The organism is Caballeronia sp. LZ029, assembly GCF_031451275.1.
Classification (GTDB): domain Bacteria; phylum Pseudomonadota; class Gammaproteobacteria; order Burkholderiales; family Burkholderiaceae; genus Caballeronia; species Caballeronia jiangsuensis.
Genome location: NZ_JARUXO010000004.1, coordinates 792,055 through 809,634 on the forward strand (window position 1 = coordinate 792,055; position 17,580 = coordinate 809,634).

20 protein-coding genes and 1 tRNA gene are annotated in these 17,580 nt (G+C 62.8%); 7 read left to right on the forward strand and 14 right to left on the reverse strand.

What is annotated here, in order from left to right; translation table 11 throughout:
• Window positions 1-3: 3 nt before the first annotated feature.
• The 4 genes from dhaL to QCE73_RS29625 all read left to right on the forward strand — a co-directional run bounded on the left by dhaL (window position 4) and on the right by QCE73_RS29625 (window position 2,506).
• On the forward strand, window positions 4-633 hold the full coding sequence (gene dhaL / locus QCE73_RS29610; protein ID WP_309884721.1) for a dihydroxyacetone kinase subunit DhaL: 630 nt from the start codon (window positions 4-6) through the stop codon (window positions 631-633).
• Window positions 634-654: 21 nt separating this feature from the next.
• Window positions 655-1,644 carry a dihydroxyacetone kinase subunit DhaK gene (gene dhaK / locus QCE73_RS29615; RefSeq protein ID WP_309884722.1) on the forward strand — a complete coding sequence of 330 codons (990 nt, stop codon included), beginning with the start codon at window positions 655-657 and terminating at the stop codon, window positions 1,642-1,644.
• 315 nt (window positions 1,645-1,959) lie between these two features.
• Window positions 1,960-2,208, forward strand: coding sequence for a DUF1488 domain-containing protein (locus QCE73_RS29620; protein WP_309884723.1), 249 nt, complete (start codon window positions 1,960-1,962; stop codon window positions 2,206-2,208).
• 61 nt (window positions 2,209-2,269) lie between these two features.
• Window positions 2,270-2,506 (forward strand): hypothetical protein, encoded by a 237-nt coding sequence (locus QCE73_RS29625; RefSeq protein WP_035501910.1) that lies wholly within the window; start codon window positions 2,270-2,272, stop codon window positions 2,504-2,506.
• A 185-nt stretch (window positions 2,507-2,691) separates the two neighbouring features.
• On the opposite strand, the gene QCE73_RS29630 is transcribed toward QCE73_RS29625, so the two are convergent.
• Window positions 2,692-4,119, reverse strand: coding sequence for an ISNCY family transposase (locus tag QCE73_RS29630; protein WP_309884724.1), 1,428 nt, complete (start codon window positions 4,117-4,119; stop codon window positions 2,692-2,694).
• A 279-nt stretch (window positions 4,120-4,398) separates the two neighbouring features.
• Here QCE73_RS29630 and QCE73_RS29635 point away from each other — a divergent pair.
• Window positions 4,399-4,475, forward strand: a tRNA-Val gene (locus tag QCE73_RS29635).
• Between the two features lie 77 nt (window positions 4,476-4,552).
• Here the strand turns inward: QCE73_RS29635 and QCE73_RS29640 are convergent.
• The 4 genes from QCE73_RS29640 to QCE73_RS29655 all read right to left on the reverse strand — a co-directional run bounded on the left by QCE73_RS29640 (window position 4,553) and on the right by QCE73_RS29655 (window position 8,661).
• Complete coding sequence (locus QCE73_RS29640) at window positions 4,553-4,771, reverse strand: hypothetical protein (RefSeq protein WP_035501909.1); 219 nt, start codon at window positions 4,769-4,771, stop codon at window positions 4,553-4,555.
• Between the two features lie 94 nt (window positions 4,772-4,865).
• Complete coding sequence (locus QCE73_RS29645; protein ID WP_309884725.1) at window positions 4,866-6,206, reverse strand: DUF3100 domain-containing protein; 1,341 nt, start codon at window positions 6,204-6,206, stop codon at window positions 4,866-4,868.
• A 59-nt stretch (window positions 6,207-6,265) separates the two neighbouring features.
• The gene (locus QCE73_RS29650) at window positions 6,266-7,777 is read right to left on the reverse strand and encodes an aldehyde dehydrogenase family protein (RefSeq protein ID WP_309884726.1); all 1,512 of its coding nucleotides are present in this window, start codon (window positions 7,775-7,777) and stop codon (window positions 6,266-6,268) included.
• A gap of 14 nt (window positions 7,778-7,791) precedes the next feature.
• Entirely contained in the window at window positions 7,792-8,661 is an 870-nt protein-coding gene (locus QCE73_RS29655) for an NAD(P)-dependent oxidoreductase (RefSeq protein ID WP_309884727.1), read from the reverse strand.
• Window positions 8,662-8,796: 135 nt separating this feature from the next.
• Here QCE73_RS29655 and QCE73_RS29660 point away from each other — a divergent pair, with 135 nt between their 5' ends.
• Together QCE73_RS29660 and QCE73_RS29665 are read left to right on the forward strand one after the other, a co-directional pair.
• Complete coding sequence (locus tag QCE73_RS29660; RefSeq protein ID WP_035501905.1) at window positions 8,797-9,705, forward strand: LysR family transcriptional regulator; 909 nt, start codon at window positions 8,797-8,799, stop codon at window positions 9,703-9,705.
• A gap of 44 nt (window positions 9,706-9,749) precedes the next feature.
• Window positions 9,750-10,241, forward strand: a complete 492-nt coding sequence (locus QCE73_RS29665; RefSeq protein ID WP_309884728.1) for a nucleoside deaminase — start codon at window positions 9,750-9,752, stop codon at window positions 10,239-10,241.
• On the opposite strand, the gene QCE73_RS29670 is transcribed toward QCE73_RS29665, so the two are convergent.
• From QCE73_RS29670 to QCE73_RS29710, 9 genes are all read right to left on the reverse strand, one after another.
• Complete coding sequence (locus tag QCE73_RS29670; RefSeq protein ID WP_309884729.1) at window positions 10,232-10,972, reverse strand: DUF429 domain-containing protein; 741 nt, start codon at window positions 10,970-10,972, stop codon at window positions 10,232-10,234. The genes QCE73_RS29665 and QCE73_RS29670 overlap by 10 nt on opposite strands.
• A gap of 29 nt (window positions 10,973-11,001) precedes the next feature.
• Window positions 11,002-11,907 (reverse strand): catechol 1,2-dioxygenase, encoded by a 906-nt coding sequence (gene catA, locus QCE73_RS29675; RefSeq protein ID WP_309884730.1) that lies wholly within the window; start codon window positions 11,905-11,907, stop codon window positions 11,002-11,004.
• Between the two features lie 219 nt (window positions 11,908-12,126).
• The gene (locus tag QCE73_RS29680; protein WP_309884731.1) at window positions 12,127-13,341 is read right to left on the reverse strand and encodes a porin; all 1,215 of its coding nucleotides are present in this window, start codon (window positions 13,339-13,341) and stop codon (window positions 12,127-12,129) included.
• 10 nt (window positions 13,342-13,351) lie between these two features.
• On the reverse strand, window positions 13,352-14,857 hold the full coding sequence (locus tag QCE73_RS29685) for an aldehyde dehydrogenase family protein (protein WP_309884732.1): 1,506 nt from the start codon (window positions 14,855-14,857) through the stop codon (window positions 13,352-13,354).
• 11 nt (window positions 14,858-14,868) lie between these two features.
• The gene (locus QCE73_RS29690) at window positions 14,869-15,333 is read right to left on the reverse strand and encodes a cytochrome c (protein ID WP_309884734.1); all 465 of its coding nucleotides are present in this window, start codon (window positions 15,331-15,333) and stop codon (window positions 14,869-14,871) included.
• Window positions 15,330-15,815, reverse strand: a complete 486-nt coding sequence (locus QCE73_RS29695; protein ID WP_035501899.1) for a cytochrome c — start codon at window positions 15,813-15,815, stop codon at window positions 15,330-15,332. Before QCE73_RS29695 ends, QCE73_RS29690 begins: the two co-directional genes overlap by 4 nt.
• Complete coding sequence (locus QCE73_RS29700) at window positions 15,812-16,333, reverse strand: methylamine dehydrogenase light chain (protein WP_309884735.1); 522 nt, start codon at window positions 16,331-16,333, stop codon at window positions 15,812-15,814. Before QCE73_RS29700 ends, QCE73_RS29695 begins: the two co-directional genes overlap by 4 nt.
• Window positions 16,334-16,372: 39 nt before the next feature.
• Window positions 16,373-17,017 (reverse strand): methylamine dehydrogenase accessory protein MauD, encoded by a 645-nt coding sequence (mauD, locus tag QCE73_RS29705; protein ID WP_309884736.1) that lies wholly within the window; start codon window positions 17,015-17,017, stop codon window positions 16,373-16,375.
• A complete protein-coding gene (locus QCE73_RS29710; RefSeq protein WP_309884737.1) occupies window positions 17,014-17,571 on the reverse strand; it encodes a MauE/DoxX family redox-associated membrane protein in 558 nt (185 codons plus the stop codon). Before QCE73_RS29710 ends, mauD begins: the two co-directional genes overlap by 4 nt.
• Window positions 17,572-17,580 lie beyond the last annotated feature (9 nt).

Genomic DNA, 17,580 nt, shown 5'->3' on the forward strand with positions numbered 1-17,580 from the left:
CGGATGAACGGCAAGACGGTCATGGCGTGCATCGACGCGGCGCATGCGTCGCTCAAGGAACATGCCGACGAAATCGCATCGCTCGATCAGGCGATCGGCGACGGCGATCACATCATCAACCTGCTGCGCGGCATGGATGCGCTCGCCGCCATGCGCGCGCAGATCGAAGCCGAAGCCTTCGCGCCCGCGCTCAAGCTCGCGGCGACGAAAGTGCTGTCGACGGTCGGCGGCTCGTCCGGCCCGCTCTTCTTTTCGATGCTGACGGGCATGGCGAAAACATCCACCGACGATGCCGGCGTCGCCGGTTTCGCGCGCGCGTTCGAGGCGGGCGTCGAAGCCGTCGGTCAACGTGGCAAGACGGGCATCGGCAGCAAGACGATGATGGACGTGCTGATTCCCGTCGCCGAACGCTTCACCGCAATGGCCGATGCGCTCGCTTCGAAGCAGGAGGTGCTGGAAGAACTGCCGCGCATCGCGAAAGAAAACATGCTTTCGACGCGCGACATGCTCGCCACGAAAGGGCGCGCGTCGTTTCTCGGCGAGCGCTCGCGCGGCCATATCGATCCGGGCGCGCGATCGAGCCAGCTCATGATCGAAGCCGTCTGTGCGCGGCTTGCGCAAGGCGATGCCTGAACACAAAAAGGAGCAGGGGACATGAAGAAATTCATCAATCGCGTCGATGACTATCTGAGCGAAAGCCTCGCGGGTTTCGCCGCGGCGCACGCGGACCTCGTGACGGTCAGCTTCGATCCGCTCTACATCGTGCGCAAGGCGCCGAAGCCGGGCAAGGTCGCGATCGTCTCGGGCGGCGGATCGGGTCATGAGCCGCTGCATGGCGGCTTCGTCGGGCACGGCATGCTCGATGCCGCGTGCCCCGGACAGGTCTTTACATCGCCCACGCCCGACCAGATGATGGCCGCGGCCCAGGCGGCGGACACGGGCGCGGGCGTGCTGTTCATCGTGAAAAATTATTCAGGCGACCTGATGAACTTCGAGATGGCGTCAGAGTTGTGCGAGATGCCGAACGCGTCGGTGCTCGTCAACGATGATGTCGCCGTCGAGAACTCCAGCTTCACCACAGGACGGCGCGGCGTCGCGGGCACGGTGATCGTCGAGAAGCTCGTCGGCAGCTTCGCGGAAACGGGCGCCGATCTGCAGGCCTGCCGGACGTTCGGCGAGCGCGTGACGGCGCGGATCGCGTCGATGGGCGTGGCGTTTTCGAGCTGCACGGTGCCCGCCGCGGGCAGGCCGACCTTCACGCTCGGCGACGATGAAATCGAGATCGGCGTGGGCATTCATGGCGAGCCGGGACGCAGACGCGCGAAGTTCGAGACGGCGAACGCGATCGCGGATGAACTGCTCGCGGCGATCGTCGATGACCTGAAGCCCGCGGCGGATGCGCCGTTGCTTCTGCTCGTCAATGGGCTGGGCGGCACGCCGTTGTCGGAACTCTATCTGCTCTACAACTCGGCGCGGACGTGGCTCGATGGGCGCGGGTTGAACGTGGCGCGCTCTCACGTGGGCGCGCTGACGACATCGCTGGAAATGGCGGGAGCGTCGATCACGCTCTGCGCGCTCGATGACGAGATGATGAAACATTGGGACAGTCCGGTGCATACGGCGGGATTGCGTTGGGGCATGTGAGCATCGATAGCGTGGCGTGGTCATCGGACATCGTAATAAAAGGAGTTCGCGCGGCGGGAAGGGTATATAGTGAGCAGGCCGGTCTCACTACGTGGACCGGTCTCTCAGAGGTAGTCATGCGATTAGATATAAAGAAAGCAGTCCCTCTCGCGGCAAATGAGAGTGCTTATAACCGGGAGCGTCAGGCCCGGCTTCTCACGCTCAAAACCGAAGACGCGAACCGGGCGGACCAGAGGCGCATCAGCTATGCGCTCATCGATTCCACCGCAAGCAAGTGGCGGTTTCCGCCAACGCCATGAAAGGCCGAGGCTGACTATGGCGCTTCATTTTCCGAATCCGAGCCGAAGCTACGATGCCGCCAGGCATTGCGTGTTTTTCTGGGGTTACGACGAGTCGCGGGAGATCACGTTCGAGGTCGGCGGCGCAACGCTCAAAGGCTTGCAACCGGCGCTCGGTTCCGATGAACGGTCGTTTCTCGTGGCATTCGACGAATGCCGCGAAAAGCTGCTTGAAATCGCGCAAAAGCGATACGTTCGTGGCCCGCAGAATCGATATGCGATCTGATGAGGCTTCGGTCCTGTCTGGCCGCTGACGGCTGTGCAAACCGATCAAGGTATTGTCTTTCATGCAGCGAGTGATCGAGTATCGCGGGTTCGAGATTCACGTCGAACTGACGCCGGCCGATGAAGAAACGTTCAACGTGATTTTTCAGATCAAAGGCGGCACCAACCTCGGCGTACTGGGCGCGCGAGGAGGCCGCATACCGCTGCGCAACGGGCCGTTCACGGAACGATGGGCTTACCTGGTTGCCGAGATCGCCGGGCAAGCGGCGATCGACGTGCTGCTTGGGCCGGATGAGTGATTTCATTATTCGCCGTTGTTGGCTTGGAGCACGAACTTAGTAACCCTTATCATAAATTCATGTCACGGCCAGATTGAAATGTCGGGGTGCGGGCTAAATACAGATGTCGTATCTATCCAAGGATTTTGCGCTCACACGGTGTTGAAGATGCGAGGTTGAACGGGCAGGGCGCGGGTGCATGGACTTCACCGTTTATTGACCGCTGAGCTGTCTTTTGCTGACGCGGCACCGCGTTTGTGTTCATGCAGCGCCTTCATCGTTGCCTCCAGGTCCTGTTGCGTGAGCTCGCGCTGTTTCTTCGTGCCGGATGCGCGGCGTGGCGTGCGTACCTCCGCGCCGCGATGCGTGCGCGAGGGCGCCGTGCCAATGCTGCGGTTGTCGCGCTGAGCCTGCACCGCCTGCGCCAACTCAAGCACGTGCGCGAGACGCTTGCACTCAACGATCGCGCCCGGATCGACCTCGGTGAGACGGTCGTACTGCCGGCATACCAGCGCCCGCTCGCCGGCCCGCAACTGCGTGCGCCCGTCGGGATACTCCCACACCTCGATGTCACGGTGGATCAGCGCGCGGTTTGCGTCGGTATCGTCCAGCAGATACAGCACGCGGTCGTACTGTACGGTGAGCGTCTTGGTGACCCGTCGCGCTTCGCGCCACGTCAGCGCCCGTTCCAGACTCTCGTCGGTGCGCAGCGAACGATGCGCGTCATAGTCGCTTCGCGGTGGCTTGGCAAAGCGCGCGTTGTAGTCGGCCATGAAACAGGGCGCATACGCGTTGGCTTGCTCCAGCGTGCTGATGCCGCGCAGGCGTAACTCCTTGACCAGACGATCCTGCAAGGTCAGATGCGCGCGTTCCACGCGCCCCTTGGCCGGGCTCGAGTTGGCGCAGAAGGTGTCGATGTTCAACTCGAACATCGCGCGACCGAATTGCGTGATGCTGTGGCCCGTCTTGCCTGCGGTTGCGTTGCGAAACACCGTGGCTTTGTCGCTGTAGAACGCGCCTGGCTTGCCGTAGCGCTCGATGTAGGCACGCGTGGCCTCGAAATAGCTGAAGGTCGACTCGCTGCGCGTGAAATGCAGCAGCATCAGCCGGCTGGTGGCGTCGTCGACGTACACCAGCAGCGTGCATTGCGGCGCACGCTCCTCGAACCAGCGATGCTCGCAGCCGTCGATCTGGATCAACTCACCCAGACACGAACGCCGGGCGCGCGGCTGATAGACCTTCGGTGGGCGTTGCCGGCGTGGCACCCACAGACCCGCGTCCGTCATCAGATGCCGCACCGTTTCCTTGGCCAGCCGGATGCCGTGGCATTCCTCGAGCTTCTCGCGCGCCAAAGTCGGGCCGAAGTCGGCGTAGCGCTCTCGGATAATACTCACGGCGCGCCGCGCCAAGGCATCGTCGAGCTTGCGATTGCCCGGTCGGCCGCGCTTGCCCGACGCCACGCCTTGCGCTCCGTGCTCACGATAGCGCACCACCAGCCGCTCGATCTGGCGTACCGACAGGCCCAAGCGCTCAGCCGCGCGTCCGGGCTTCAAACCCGTCTGGACTACCGCCTCGATAACCTTCAGTTTGCCCCATTCGCGCATGGTCAAGCTCACAGGTGGGTTCGGTGACATGACTGGGCTCCCGCTGGACGATCAGCTGCCAGCTTGCCACCGGTTAAAACCCGACATCTGTAAATAGCTAGAACACGACATTAGGATATTGCCGCTACATCCAAAAGTTCGATAATTTTTGTTATGTAAAATCATCAACGCGCTGATCGGTCATCCATAACTTCCAAGGGACACCGACATCCGACTGTCGAGAAAGCGCCCCGCAAAACCCCCGATCAAAAAATTTCGCCCAAAAACCCCCACAACGCGAAAGTTTCCCCTATAATTCGCGGCTTCCGTAGGCTCGTAGCTCAGCTGGTTAGAGCACCACCTTGACATGGTGGGGGTCGTTGGTTCGAGTCCAATCGAGCCTACCAGCGACATTCAAACGCACCACCGCGATCCCTATCGCCGTGGTGCGTTTTCATTTCCTCGACCGCAATTCAGCGGCGCATCAGTCCCAGCAATTTCGAAACGCCACCGCGACGATCACCGGCACGGTAAGCACGAGCGGAATGGCGAAATACGGGATCTCGAGATGGACGATCCACGTATAGATCAGCCACGCGACACCCAGCGCCAGCGTGGCGATGCCGATGAGCGCCGTCAGCACATTGAGCGTGCGAGGCGACATCGGCTTGCGGGAAGTTTCTTTGCCCGAGGGAGTATCCATGGCGGCGGGCGCATTCGAGCGCGAGAGAAGTACATCTCGATTTTATACCGCCCTGCCCGCCGCCGTAGATCGTTTCCAGGCTTTCAAACCGGCTTCAGATATGGAAGAGCTGGGCCACCAGCGCCGCGCCCAGGAACGTCCCGGCATTCGCGACGAACGACACCAGCACGATGCGCCAGCCGAGCCTTCTGAACGCCGGAATGTCCTTCGCGATCGACAGTCCCGCGAAAGTAAGCATCGGCGTCGTCACCCCGAGAAAGTCGTTCTGCGCGCTCGCCGTCGCGATCTGCGCGCCCCACGGACACCACGGCGACGTCAGGAACATCGCGACGATCGACACCCAGCACACAGCCGGAATCTTGCGCCCGGTCGCCCGCGCGATCGCGTCGCCGACGATCGTCGCGAGCACCATCACCGCCATGCCGGGCAGGCCTTGCAGCGGCGTCGTGCCGTGCGTGATCCAGTCGGCGACGAGCGCCATCAACGCGGTCGCGCCCCACGCGAGCATCTTGCCGCCGTAGCCGAGATGAGGCGCCTCGGTCTGTACGTCGCCCAGTTTCGGCGCCGATGAAGCCGCGTCGCCCGTGCTCGACGCGCGGGTCTTGCGGCCGATGAGCGGCTCCAGCAGCCGATAGCCCCATATGGCCATCGGCAGCGAGATGAAGAGCGTGAAGTACGTGCCGATGGTCGTCGTGATCAGATTGCTCGCCGCCGCGAACGTCAGCACGGCTTTCGCCGTCTCCGGGTCCTGCTGCGCGGCGATCGCGCCGGACGCCGCCGCCATCATGCTGCCCGAGCCGACGCCCGAACCCATCGCGAGCGCGAGCGGATGAAAGATGTGCAGGCTCGCGACGAAGCCCGCGAAGATCGCGATGAACACCGCGCCGAACACCGTGCCCGTCAGATATTCCGCGAGCACGCCGCGACCTTCGGCGGAATCCATGCCGTATTTTTCGCCGATGATCGCGAGACTCGGCTCGCGCCCGACCGAAAACGTCGCGCCGATCGCCTCGCGCTTGATGCCGAGCAGAAGCGCGAGCGGCAAGCCGAGCAGGATCGTGCCGACGAAGTGGCCGAGTTCCTGAAACGCGAGCGCCCAGCCTGCCGCGGCGAGCTTCGGCAATGCGCTGCCGACCAGAAGGCCGAGCTTCGCGACGAACAGCAGGAGCGCGGGCTGCAAAATCGCGGCGGCATAGAACTGGCTGCGCACGTCGAGCCGCGCCGGGCTTTTCCAGCGCTCGGAGACGAGACCGAGCGCGGCGCCGAGCAACAGCGCCCAGATCATCGGAAGCAGAATGACCTTGCCCGGGCCGATCCTGAACGTGAACGACCCGATGAACTCCGCGATCAACAGAATGACCGCCGCATAGAAAAAGAGCTTCGCGGTTCTGAGGCCGCTTCCTTCCGCGCGATCCGCGCTCAACGTGCTTTGCATTCCCTTCTCCCCTTGATTGCCCGGACGCCGCCGTCATGGCGACGCCCGGGCGTTTTTGGTCATAGATAGCCGAACGTCGTGGCCGGATCCTTTGCCGTTTCGACCCACACGCTCTTGGTCTGCGTGTACTCGTAGAGCGCCTCGACGCCGCTGGATCGTCCGTAGCCGCTCAGACCATAACCGCCGAACGGCGACGCGACGTTGATCGTCTTGTAGCCGTTGACCCAGAACGTGCCCGCATCGACCTGGCTCGCGACGCGCAGCGAACGCGCGACGTCGTTGGTCCATACCGCGCCCGCTAGGCCGAAGTCGGTGTCGTTGGCGATCGCGACGGCTTGCTCTTCCGTGTCGAACGGAATCGCCGCCACCACGGGCCCGAAGATTTCCGTGCGCGCGACGTCCATGTCGTTGGTTACGCCGGCGAGCACGGTCGGCGCGACATAGTAGCCCGCATCCGAGCGCTCGGCCGTGCCGGCCGCGAGCGTCGCGCCATCGGCGATGCCCTTGCCGATCATCGACATCACGTGATCGTACTGCCTGCGATTATTGATCGGGCCGACTTCGGTCGCATCGTCGAGCGGTGCGCCGACTCTGATCTTTTTCGCGCCCGCGGCGACCATCGCGACGAATTCGTCATAGACGGAGCGCTGCACGAGCAAGCGCGAACCCGCGACGCAGCTTTGCCCCGCGCCCGCGAAAATCGCCGCCTGCGCGGTCAGCGCGGCGCGCTTGAGATCGGCATCGGCGAAGATGATATTGGCCGACTTGCCGCCCAGTTCCAGCACGCAAGGCAGCACGCGTTTCGCCGCGCTTTCGGCGATGCGCGCGCCCGTCGCCGGCGAGCCGACGAACACGACTTTCTTCACCGCCTTGTGCGCGATCGCCGCTTGCGCGACCGTCTGCCCGAGTCCAGCGAGCACATTGATGAGACCCTTCGGCGCACCACCGCGCTCAGCCAGCAGGCCGATCACGATCGATGTGAAAGGCGTGAGCTCCGACGGTTTGAGCAGCACCGCATTGCCCATCGAGATGGCGGGCGCGACCTGCCAGCCGCACGTGAAGACGGGCGCGTTCCACGGCGTGATCTGCAGCACGGTGCCCGCCGGCTCGCGGCGCGTGTAGTTCAGATGCGAAGTCGGCACGGGGATGACGTCGCCATAGAACTTGTCGGCCCAGCCGCCGTAGTACTCGAACATCTCGGCGACCTTCCCGACTTCGCCGCGGCAATCGCGGATCGGCTTGCCCGAGCCGAGCGATTCCAGCCGCGCGATCTGCTCCGCTTCCTTGCGAATCTCGCGGGCGATCTCGAACATCACGCGGCCACGCGCCGCATGGGTGAGCGCCCACCATTGCTTTTGCGCACGCGTGGCCGAGGCCGCCGCCTGCTCGACCACGGCCGCGCCGCCGTCCTTATACGCGAGACTCGGCTTGCCGGTGGCGGCGTCGTAAAGCTGGATGGCTTCTCCCGCGCCTTCGATCAGTTCGCCACCGACATACGAGCCGATCGTCTTCGCGTCCGGAAAGAAATGTTTGAATGCCGCGAGAAGCTGTTCTGCTGCGTCGTATTCCATTTTTTTTGTTTCCCTTACTTCGATTCGATGAACTGCACGATGCGATTGAAATCCTCCGCGTCGCCGATGCTCGCCTCGCTCGCCGCCCACAGGCGCCCCGCTTCCTTCGCGATCGGCGCATTCTCGTGGACGCCATCGAGCAAGGCCATCGCGAGGCGCACGTCCTTGCGCATGAGTTTCATCGTGAAGCCGGAGTCGAACTTGCCGTTGAAGATCCACGTCGGATAGTTGGTGAGCGTCGCGCTGTTGCGGCCCGAGCCGCCGTTGAGCGCCTCGACGAGCTTTTCCGGATCGACGCCCGACGCTTTCGCCGCACGCACCGCCTCGCTCGCCGCAAGCAGATGCACGCCCGTCAGCATGTTGTTGATGATCTTCGTCACGTGACCCGCGCCGACCGGCCCGACATGCACGCGCTTCGCGCTGATCACCGCGAGGATCGGTTCGACCGCGGCGACGTCAGCTTCCGAGCCGCCGAGGACCATCGTCATCGTGGCGGTTGCCGCGCCTTTCGGGCCGCCGCTCACGGGGCCATCGACGAATCCGATCCCGCATTCCGCGAGCGCGGCCGCGACCTTCTTCGTGCTGGCTGGATCGGCGGTGGTTGTATCGACGACGATCAGCCCCGCTTTCCCGTTCGATGCGACGCCGTCCTTCCCGAGCACGACTTCCTCGACGATCGCCGATGTCGGCAGCGACAGGATCAGCACGTCGACTTCGCTCGCGATGGCCGCAATCGACGCGCGCGCCTCGATGCCGTCAGGTTGCAGCGACTCCGCCACGCCTTGCGCGGCATCGAAACCGAGCACGCGATACCCGCCGCGTCTGGCCGAGCGCGCCATGCCGCGCCCCATGTTTCCCAGACCAATCACACCTACCGTCTTCATCAGCGAATTCTCCTTCTCATGCGCGCCGTGCTTCGGGCAGCCGGTCCGCGTTCCTGTCATCTTCGGTCGTGAAAGCCGTACAATCAATCAACGCCAATATTGGAAGTGTTCTGATTTTTAGAACACTCGATTCCGATGACCGATAACCTCACCGACAGCCGCATCGTCTATTTCTTCGAGGCCGTGCGCTGCGGGACCATCCGCGCGGCGGCCGACTATCTCAACGTCGCGCCATCGGCGGTCAGCCGGCAAATCGGCCTGCTGGAAAAGGAACTGGACGCGGCGCTCGTCGAACGGCACGCGCGCGGCGTCAAGACGACCGAAGCCGGGCAATGCGTGATCGAATACTTTCGCGAGCAGCTCGCGCATCGCGACGATCTGCTCTCGCGCCTTCAGGCGTTGCGCGGATTGCGCACGGGCCAGGTGAATATCGTGCTCGGCGAAGGCTTCGTATCCGATCTTCTGTCGGGGCCGATGCAGCAGTTCTGCAAGCAATACACCGGCATCAAGGTGAACCTCGATCTCGGCGGCACCAACGATGTGATCCGCAAGATCTCCGAGGACGAAGGCGAGATCGGCCTCGTCTATAACCCGCCGCAGGAGCCGAAGCTCGTATCGCGCGCGATCAAGCGACAGCCGATGATGGCGATCGTCGGCCCGAACTTTCCGCGCAAGGAACGCAAGTCGATGAGCGTGCAGGAACTCGCGCAGCATCCGCTCGCGGTGACGCACGCGTCGTACGGCACGCGGCAGATGCTGCAGGCTGTCGAATATGCAGAGAAGCTGAAGCTCGATCCGGTCGTGACGACGAACTCCATCGCCATTCTGAAGCAGTTCGTCAAGTCGGGGCTCGGCATCACCGTGCTGCCCGCGTTCGCCGTGACGAGCGAGATGGAAGCCGGCGATCTCTTCGCCATCGACATCACGCATCCGATTCTCGCCGATGCCGAAGCCCATCTCGTCACGCGCGCCGGACGCAGGCTATCGGTTGCGTCGAACCGGATGCTGCAACTCATGACCGCGCAGATGCGGGCGTTTCGCTAGTCCGTTAGCATCGTGATCGTGCAGTCAAACAAGGAGGACACGGCATGATCGACGATACCGACAAGAAGCACCTGATCCGCTGCATCGAACTGGCGCAAGAGGCGCTCGACAATGGCGACGAACCGTTCGGCTCGATGCTCGTCGCAAGGGACGGGCGCGTGCTTTTCGAAGACCGCAATCGCGTGAGCGGCGGCGATCAGACGCGGCACCCGGAATTCGAAATCGCGAAATGGGCGGCGCAGAACGTGCCGGAAGCCGAACGCAAGGACGCGGTCGTGTACACGTCCGGCGAGCATTGCCCGATGTGCGCAGCGGCCCATGCGTGGGTCGGGCTGGGGCGCATCGTCTATGCGGCATCGACAGAACAGTTCACGCGCTGGCGTGCCGAACTCGGCGCGAAGCCGGGGCGCGTGCGTGCGCTGGCGATTCAGGAAGTTATCGAAGATACCGTCGTCGATGGTCCCGTCGATGAATTCGCCGAACGCATCAAGGCGCTTCACGTGGCGCATTATCGAAAGGCCGGCGCTCAGCAGTAGATCGTCATGGGTATGCCCGCCGCATCGGTTTGAATCTCTTCGGGCAGATGGAATGCTTTTCCCGATGCGATGCGGCGCGCGCTCCATAGCACGGCGAAGGCGTCGAGCACGTCGTCTCGCGAAGCCTGCGCGCGATTGCGCGCGGCGAGCGCCGTGTCGACTGCGCTGCCGAAGCACTGCACGAGCAACGCGTGACGTAGCGCAAATCCCGGCGCGTGCGCCTTGCTTTCGTGCAGGCCGTGCGCCGGCCCGCCCTGCTCCATTCGCAAATGCATGAAGCTCAGTTCGGGATGCACTTCGAATACGCGCGCCGCTGCGCCCGCACGCGTGCGCAGCATGTCATCGACTTCAGCGATCTTGTCGCGAATATGGAAGGCCTGAATGGAAATTCGCTTTCCCGATGCGGCGTGGTTGATGTCGCATGCTTCGCGATAGTTCGATGCGGCCAGTGCTGCGCGTGTCGGTGGAGAAAACACCGAGCTTCCGCGAGGGCGCCCGAGCAGCTTGCGGGCGAGCGTGTCGCATGCGCGGGCGCCATTCGCGGCCAGTCCAATTGGGATATCGACGGCCACGACAGCATGCGCCCGCTCCCATTCGAGCAGGTCATCGAAGTGGCCGACGACGTTCGTCGTGATGATCCCGCTACGTCCGCATTGTCTTGCGACGAACCAGCCCGCCTTGCACCCATCGACGCCCAATAGATCGGCGTCTACATCGAGCTCGTTGTTCATGCGGCAATGGTATCAACGATCGCCGATGCTCACGCCGCGCGCACGCGCTCCACTTCCGTGCCGGGCACGTCGTCGCGTTCGCTGCACAGCGTGAAGTCGAAATCGATGAGCGCGAAGCGTCCTTCCACACCGTACGGCTTGCCTTCGGCCCCTTCGGCTTTCTTCACTTCGGGCACGAGCCCGTCGCGCGTCGCGAACGCGAAGTCGTCCCACAGATACGGATCGCCCTCGATATTGATCTGCGTCGTCAGCTTGCGATAACCCGGCGCCGACACGAAGAAGTGAATATGCGCCGGACGATGACCGTGCCGGCCGAGCTGATCGAGCAATTGCTGTGTCTTGCCGCCGGGCGGCACGCTATAGCCGACCGGCACGACGCTCGTGAATGCGTATTGGCCGTCGGCATCGGTGCGAATCGAGCGGCGCAGGTTGAACGCGGACTGCGACTTGTCGAAGTAGGAGTAGTTGCCGAGATGATTCGCGTGCCACACCTCGACCAATGCATTCGCGAGCGGCGCGCCGTCCTTCGTCAATACACGGCCACGCATCACGAGCGTTTCGCCGAGGCTCGTGCCATCGTCGAGTCGCGCATGTCCGACCGATTCCGGCGCGCCCGAGACATAGAGCGGCCCTTCGATGGTGCGCGGCGTGCCGCCTTCGAGACCGGCCTTCGCTTCCTTTTCGTCGAGACGCGCATCGAGAAAATGCTCGAAGCCGAGGCCCGCGGCGATTAGGCCGAACTCGCCGCTCTGTCCCGTTTCGCCGAGATAATTCAGCGCGGCCCAGAACTCGCCCGGGGTAACGTCGAGGTCTTCGATCGTGTAGAAGAGATCGCGCACGATGCGGTTCACGATTGCTTTCGTGCGTGCGTTGCCTTCATTCGTGGCGCTGTCGTTGATTTTTTTCAGCAGCGCGTCGATGGTTGCTCTGTTCATTTTCGATGTCTCCGAGAGTCGGTATGTGTGGGGGTGCTTCGATGATCGATGCATTGCGATAGACGCACTCAACGAAATTAAACGACACCGATATATCGGTCAAATCAACCATATATGCCGACTCGCATCCATAAGATTGATCGATCGAACGAACACGCAAACGAAAAAAACCCGGCGGGGAATCATCCCGGCCGGGTCAACGCACGCCCTCGGAAATATTTAGAAGTTATGCCGTATGCCGACCGTCACGGACAGTTGCCGGTCGCTGTTCGAGTTGGGCAGATTGGGAATCTGCGCGTAATTCGCCGGGCCGCCCGTCGCGGGATCGATGCCGAGTCCCGCTCCCACCGCCTTCTGCATGATCGCGACACCATAGAGCGCGGTGCGCTTCGAAAGCGAGTAATTCGCGCCGAGGTTCACCTGATGAAAACGCGTCGATGAACTGCCGTCGGGTTTCGCATTGTTATAGATGTAGGCGAGACCCAGTTGCAGGAATGGCGTGGCCGCGTAAGTCAGGTTCACCTCGCCGATATCGAATGCGATGTCGCGGCCTTGCGGATTCGCGCTATCCGCGAAGAACTGGCTATGCTCGAGGCGAGTATGCGTATAGGTCAGCGCGATGGTCGCAGGCCCGATCGCATAAGATGCGCCCGCGCCATACGCTTTGAGCGCTTCGGCATTCTGCAACTGGCAATAGAGCGCCGAAGGATTCGAGCAGGCGAAATCACCGATGTAACCGTTCGTGCCGCCCAAAGCCGCATCGAGCGGATTACGCAGGTTCAGATAGCCCGCGCTGATGGAAACGGGCAAACGCGTATAAGCAGCCGCGACGGAATAGCCGCGCCGTTGCGCGAAATCGCCGGCCACACCGCCGAGGCTATACGTGCCGCCCAACGAGAAACCGTTCCAGTCCGGACTCGTGTACTTGATCGCGTTGTTGAAGTTGAACGCTTCGTTCAGGTTGTCGACGTCGCCGATATGCGAGCCATAGAGCGTCGCCCATGAATTGCTCGACACGTAAAGGCCGAGAAAATCCGAATACGAATCGTATTGGCGTCCGAGCGACAACGTGCCGAATTGCTCGTGCGCCAGCCCCACCCAGGCCTGCCGGTTGAACAGCGCTCCGCCCTGCACCAGCCCGCCCGTTCCGGTATAGAAGCTGTTCTCCACGTTGAACTTCGCCTGCAGGCCGCCGCCCAGATCTTCCACCCCGAGCAAGCCAAAGCGCGAAGGCACGAGATTGCCGCCCGAGAATGCGAAGTTATGCCCCGAGCTGACGCTGCCATCCGCGTTGGTGACTTGCTGATTGCTCGTGTAGGTCAGCCCGGCATCGACGGTGCCGTACAGCGTCACCGTGCTTTGCGCCGATGCGCTCGCGCACACGGCGAGCGCCGCCGTCGAAACGAGCTGCCGCGCGATTGTTTTAGTTGTCATGCGAGCGTCCTCACGCGTAGTTGATCAGCACCGACTTGGTTTCGGTGTACATGTCGATCACCGCGCGTCCGAGCTCGCGCCCGAAACCCGATTGCTTGAAGCCGCCGAAAGGCATCGCGTTGTCGAGAAGCGAATGACAATTGACCCACACGGTGCCCGCCTTGATGCGCGGCACGAGCTTGTGAATTGCCGAGAGGTTGTTCGACCAGATGCTCGCGCCGAGTCCGTACGGCGTGTCGTTCGCTTTCGCGACGACGCTGTCGATATCGCTGAACGGCATCGCGACGAGCACCGGCCCGAAGATTTCCTCGCGCACGACCTTCATCGAATGATCCGTATCGACGAGCACGGTCGGCTTCACGAAGAATCCCGCGCCTTCCTTGCGCGCACCGCCCGCGATCGCACGCGCGCCTTCATCGCGTCCCGCTTCGATATAACCCAGCACGCGATCCATCTGCCGCGCCGACACGAGCGGGCCGATCTGCGTCGATGCATCGAGGCCCGGACCCATCGGCAAGGATTGAGCGATGGCGGCGACGCGTTCCATCACGCGATCGAATACCTTATCGTGCACATAGACGCGCGAACCCGCGGTGCAGACTTGTCCCGAGTTGAAGAAAATCGCATTGGCGACGCCTTCCGCCGCTTTGTCGATATCGACATCGGGCAGCACGATCACCGGCGACTTGCCGCCGAGTTCGAGCGACATGCGCGTCATGTTGTCGAGCGCCGCGTGACCGATTGCCTTGCCGGTCGGCGTCGAACCCGTGAACGCGATCTTGTCGATGCCGGGATGCCGCGCGAGCGCTGCGCCTGCCGTGCGGCCGAGGCCCGTGACGACGTTCACGACGCCCTTCTCGATGCCCGCCTCTTCGATCAGCATCGCGAGGCGCAATGCGGAAAGCGGCGTGTCTTCAGCGGGTTTCAGCACGACGGTGCAACCCGTCGCAAGCGCGGGCGCGAGCTTCCACGAAGCCATCAGCAGCGGGAAATTCCACGGAATGATCGCGCCGACGACACCCACCGCTTCCTTGCGCGTATAGCCGAAGAAATCGTTCGACGGGCTATACGGAATCGATGCTTCGATCGTATTGCCTTCGATCTTCGTCGCCCAGCCCGCCATATAGCGGAAGCATTGCGCGGCCATCGACACATCGAGACCTTGCGCTACCGTCACCGGCTTGCCGTTGTCGAGCGATTCGATTTCCGCGAGCTCGCGCGCATTCGCTTCGATCAGATCGGCGACGCGCAGCAAGAGGCGTTCGCGATCGGTCGGCTTCATGCGCGACCACGCGGAGTCGTCGAATGCGCGGCGCGCGGCGAGCACCGCACGATCCACATCGGTTTCGTCGGCGCTCGGCACGCGGGCGAGCAGTTCGCCATCGGCGGGATTGATCACGTCGAGCGTCGCGCCGCTTGCGCTTTCCACCCATGCGCCGTCGATCAACATTTTCTTTGCCGATGCGACGAACGCGCGCGTCGATTCGAGCATCGCGAGATGCTGGCTGTTATTCATCAAGGTGTCTCCTAGTAGTGTTCGGGGACGGCGTCGACGCCGTTCTCCTGCAATTCCTTCACGAGCTTCATGCGTGTGCGCGCGACATCGGTGAGCGCGGGACGACGATGCGCCGCGATTTCTTCCGCCGTATAGGGCTTGAACGATGCGGGCCGCGATTGCTCGTTCATCGTCGCGAGCAGCCAGTTCAGGACGTTCGCGAGCTCGGCATCGTTCAATGCGGAATTGGCCGCGCCCGGCACGCGCATCACGAACTGACGGCCCTCGGGCAACGAGACGAAGTGACCGAGCGAGTTGCGCAACGCGGGCACTTTGCCGGGGATGCCGGAGCCATCGGCGGTATGACATCCCATGCAATTGAGGACCCAGTCCTGACGCGCGCGCGGCGCGTCGTACTCCTGCGCCTGCGCCTGCGGTGCGGCCGCCATGAAGAGCGCGGGAAGCGCTGCAGCCACGAGGACCGCGCGCGGCTTCATAGCCCGAGGCCCTTCACGACCGCATCGCGACGCTGATGCACGGCGGTCTGATCGAGCGGCCCCGCGCGCCATGCCTTGACCTCGGCGACGTCGAAAGGCTTGGCCGAACCATGCTCCGCGTTCAGATCGAACACGACGTAGTTCAGCACGTCGGCGATCTCTTCATCGGAGAGCGATGCGAAGCTCGGCATCTTGAAGTTGTAGCTCTTCTCCTTGACCTTGATCGGACCGAACATGCCATAGAGCACGGTGTGCCCTAATTGGGAACGGCCATCGGGCGATCCCGCATACTTGCCCGGATACTCGACGAGCGGCGGCGCGAGTCCGTCCATGCCCTTGCCGCCCGCCTGATGGCAGACGGCGCACTTGCCGTCGAATGTCGATTTGCCGCCGGGATAATGCACCGTTTGCGCGAATGCCTGAGGCGCAAGACTCATCGCACCGGCGGCGAGCGCCGCCATCAAAACACTTGCCGTCTTCATTGCGTTGCCGCTCCCAACAGTACCGATACCGAGCAGTGGTAATTCGAATTGCCGTTCGCCATGCACCAGTTGATATCGTTATTGAGCGACAGCTTGTAGAGCGGCTTTTCGCGTTCATTGCGATTGCAGAAGCAACGTCCGCAACTCGTCTTGCCGCAGCAGTCGTTGTAGGACACGATGTAGTCCGAGCCGTCGTGCGGATTGCGGCATGTGCCGATCCACGTGATCGGCGAGGGCGTCGTGCCCGGCGGGCAACTGCTCGACGTGCCGCCGCAGCAACTGCAAAGCCAGCCGTCGATCGCGCAATACTTCCAGTAGTCGCAGCTCGTCGGATCGTCGCTTGTCGATGCGCCCGGCTTCTTCGGCTCCGTCGCATACGCGGTCCGATCCACCGGCAGCAGCGGCACCATCGCCGAGCCGACCAGCACCTTGCCGAGCTTCGCCATCGCACTGCGCCGCGAGCTGCGCTGCGCGACGCCGCGCGCCTTATGTTCGAAGAATGAATCCAGCCATTTCATGGACGCTCACCTGTAGGAATGAATGATTTATTGGCGTCTTCAGGCGTGCTGCCCGACTTGACCTTCATGATCGTGATGCGCGTGATCGTCATGCTTGCCGTGCACGAACTCCTGCAGCGAAGCGACACCGCGTTCCTTCGCTTCGAACAGGCTTTCCAGATGCTCACGCGTATTCACGAGACCCTTCGCGCGGACCTTGCCTTCTTCGTCGAGCAACACGGCATAAGGCAGCTTGCCGATCTGATAGGAAAGGCCGAGTTCCTGCGACAGCACATACGGGTATTGCGAAAGACCGGTCTTGCGATAGAAGGCCGAATGCTCGTCGAATTCGCCATCGCTTGCGAGCACGATGTCCGTATTGCCTTCGCGTGCCTGGATCGACGGCAGCAAGGGCAGCAGCTTCTTGCAGACCGGGCACGTCGGCGAGAGGAAGAACACCAGCGTGTTGCGCTTCGAGTTCGACAGGCCGCCGACCTTCACCGCGCGGCCGGCGATATCGCCGAGTTCGAACACCGGTGCGATGGTGCCGACTGCCGGACCCTTGTCGATCATGAGTGCGCCAGCTGGCATCATGCGTTCATAGAGAATGCCGACTTGGCGAACGAGTGCGAGACAGATCGCGCCGAGCGCGAGCAAAGCGGCCCACGACAGTGCGGCCGAAATCATCAGGGCGGTTTGCATCATGAATTCCTCAGAGAATCGAGCTTGGGAAGATTGACCAGCAGCACGTCGAGCGTGAACCACGCGGCGACGGCGAATAACGTGCAGGCGCCTGCGCTCAGGTAGTCGAAGCCGATGAGCGCGCGAGCAGTAGAAGGTACGAGCGCGACGGCTGCGAGCGCGGCCAGCGTCAGGGCGCGCGATACATGCCACCAGCCGATGGACTTGGGCGCGCGTTCCGTGGCGCGTGCCGCGATGAAGCCCGAGCAGCCGCAATCGATATCGGTATGACCACGCAACACGTTGATCGCGAGCGCCGCGCCGAAGAGCGTGAACAACGCGATCAGCACGAGGGCGCTGACCGTGCGCGTATCGGCGAACAAGAGGCCGATTGCGCCCGCCGTTTCCAGCGCGGGAAACGCGAACGACAACGGCGTCAGCGCGAACGACGGCAGCAACGCGAACGCTTCGAGCGACGCGCGAAAACGCGCCGGCTCGCGCCACTTCGGCGCGGCGCTCGCGAGCGCGATGATCGTCGCGGACGCGATGCACACCATGAGAATGACGGGATCGATCATCGCGTCACC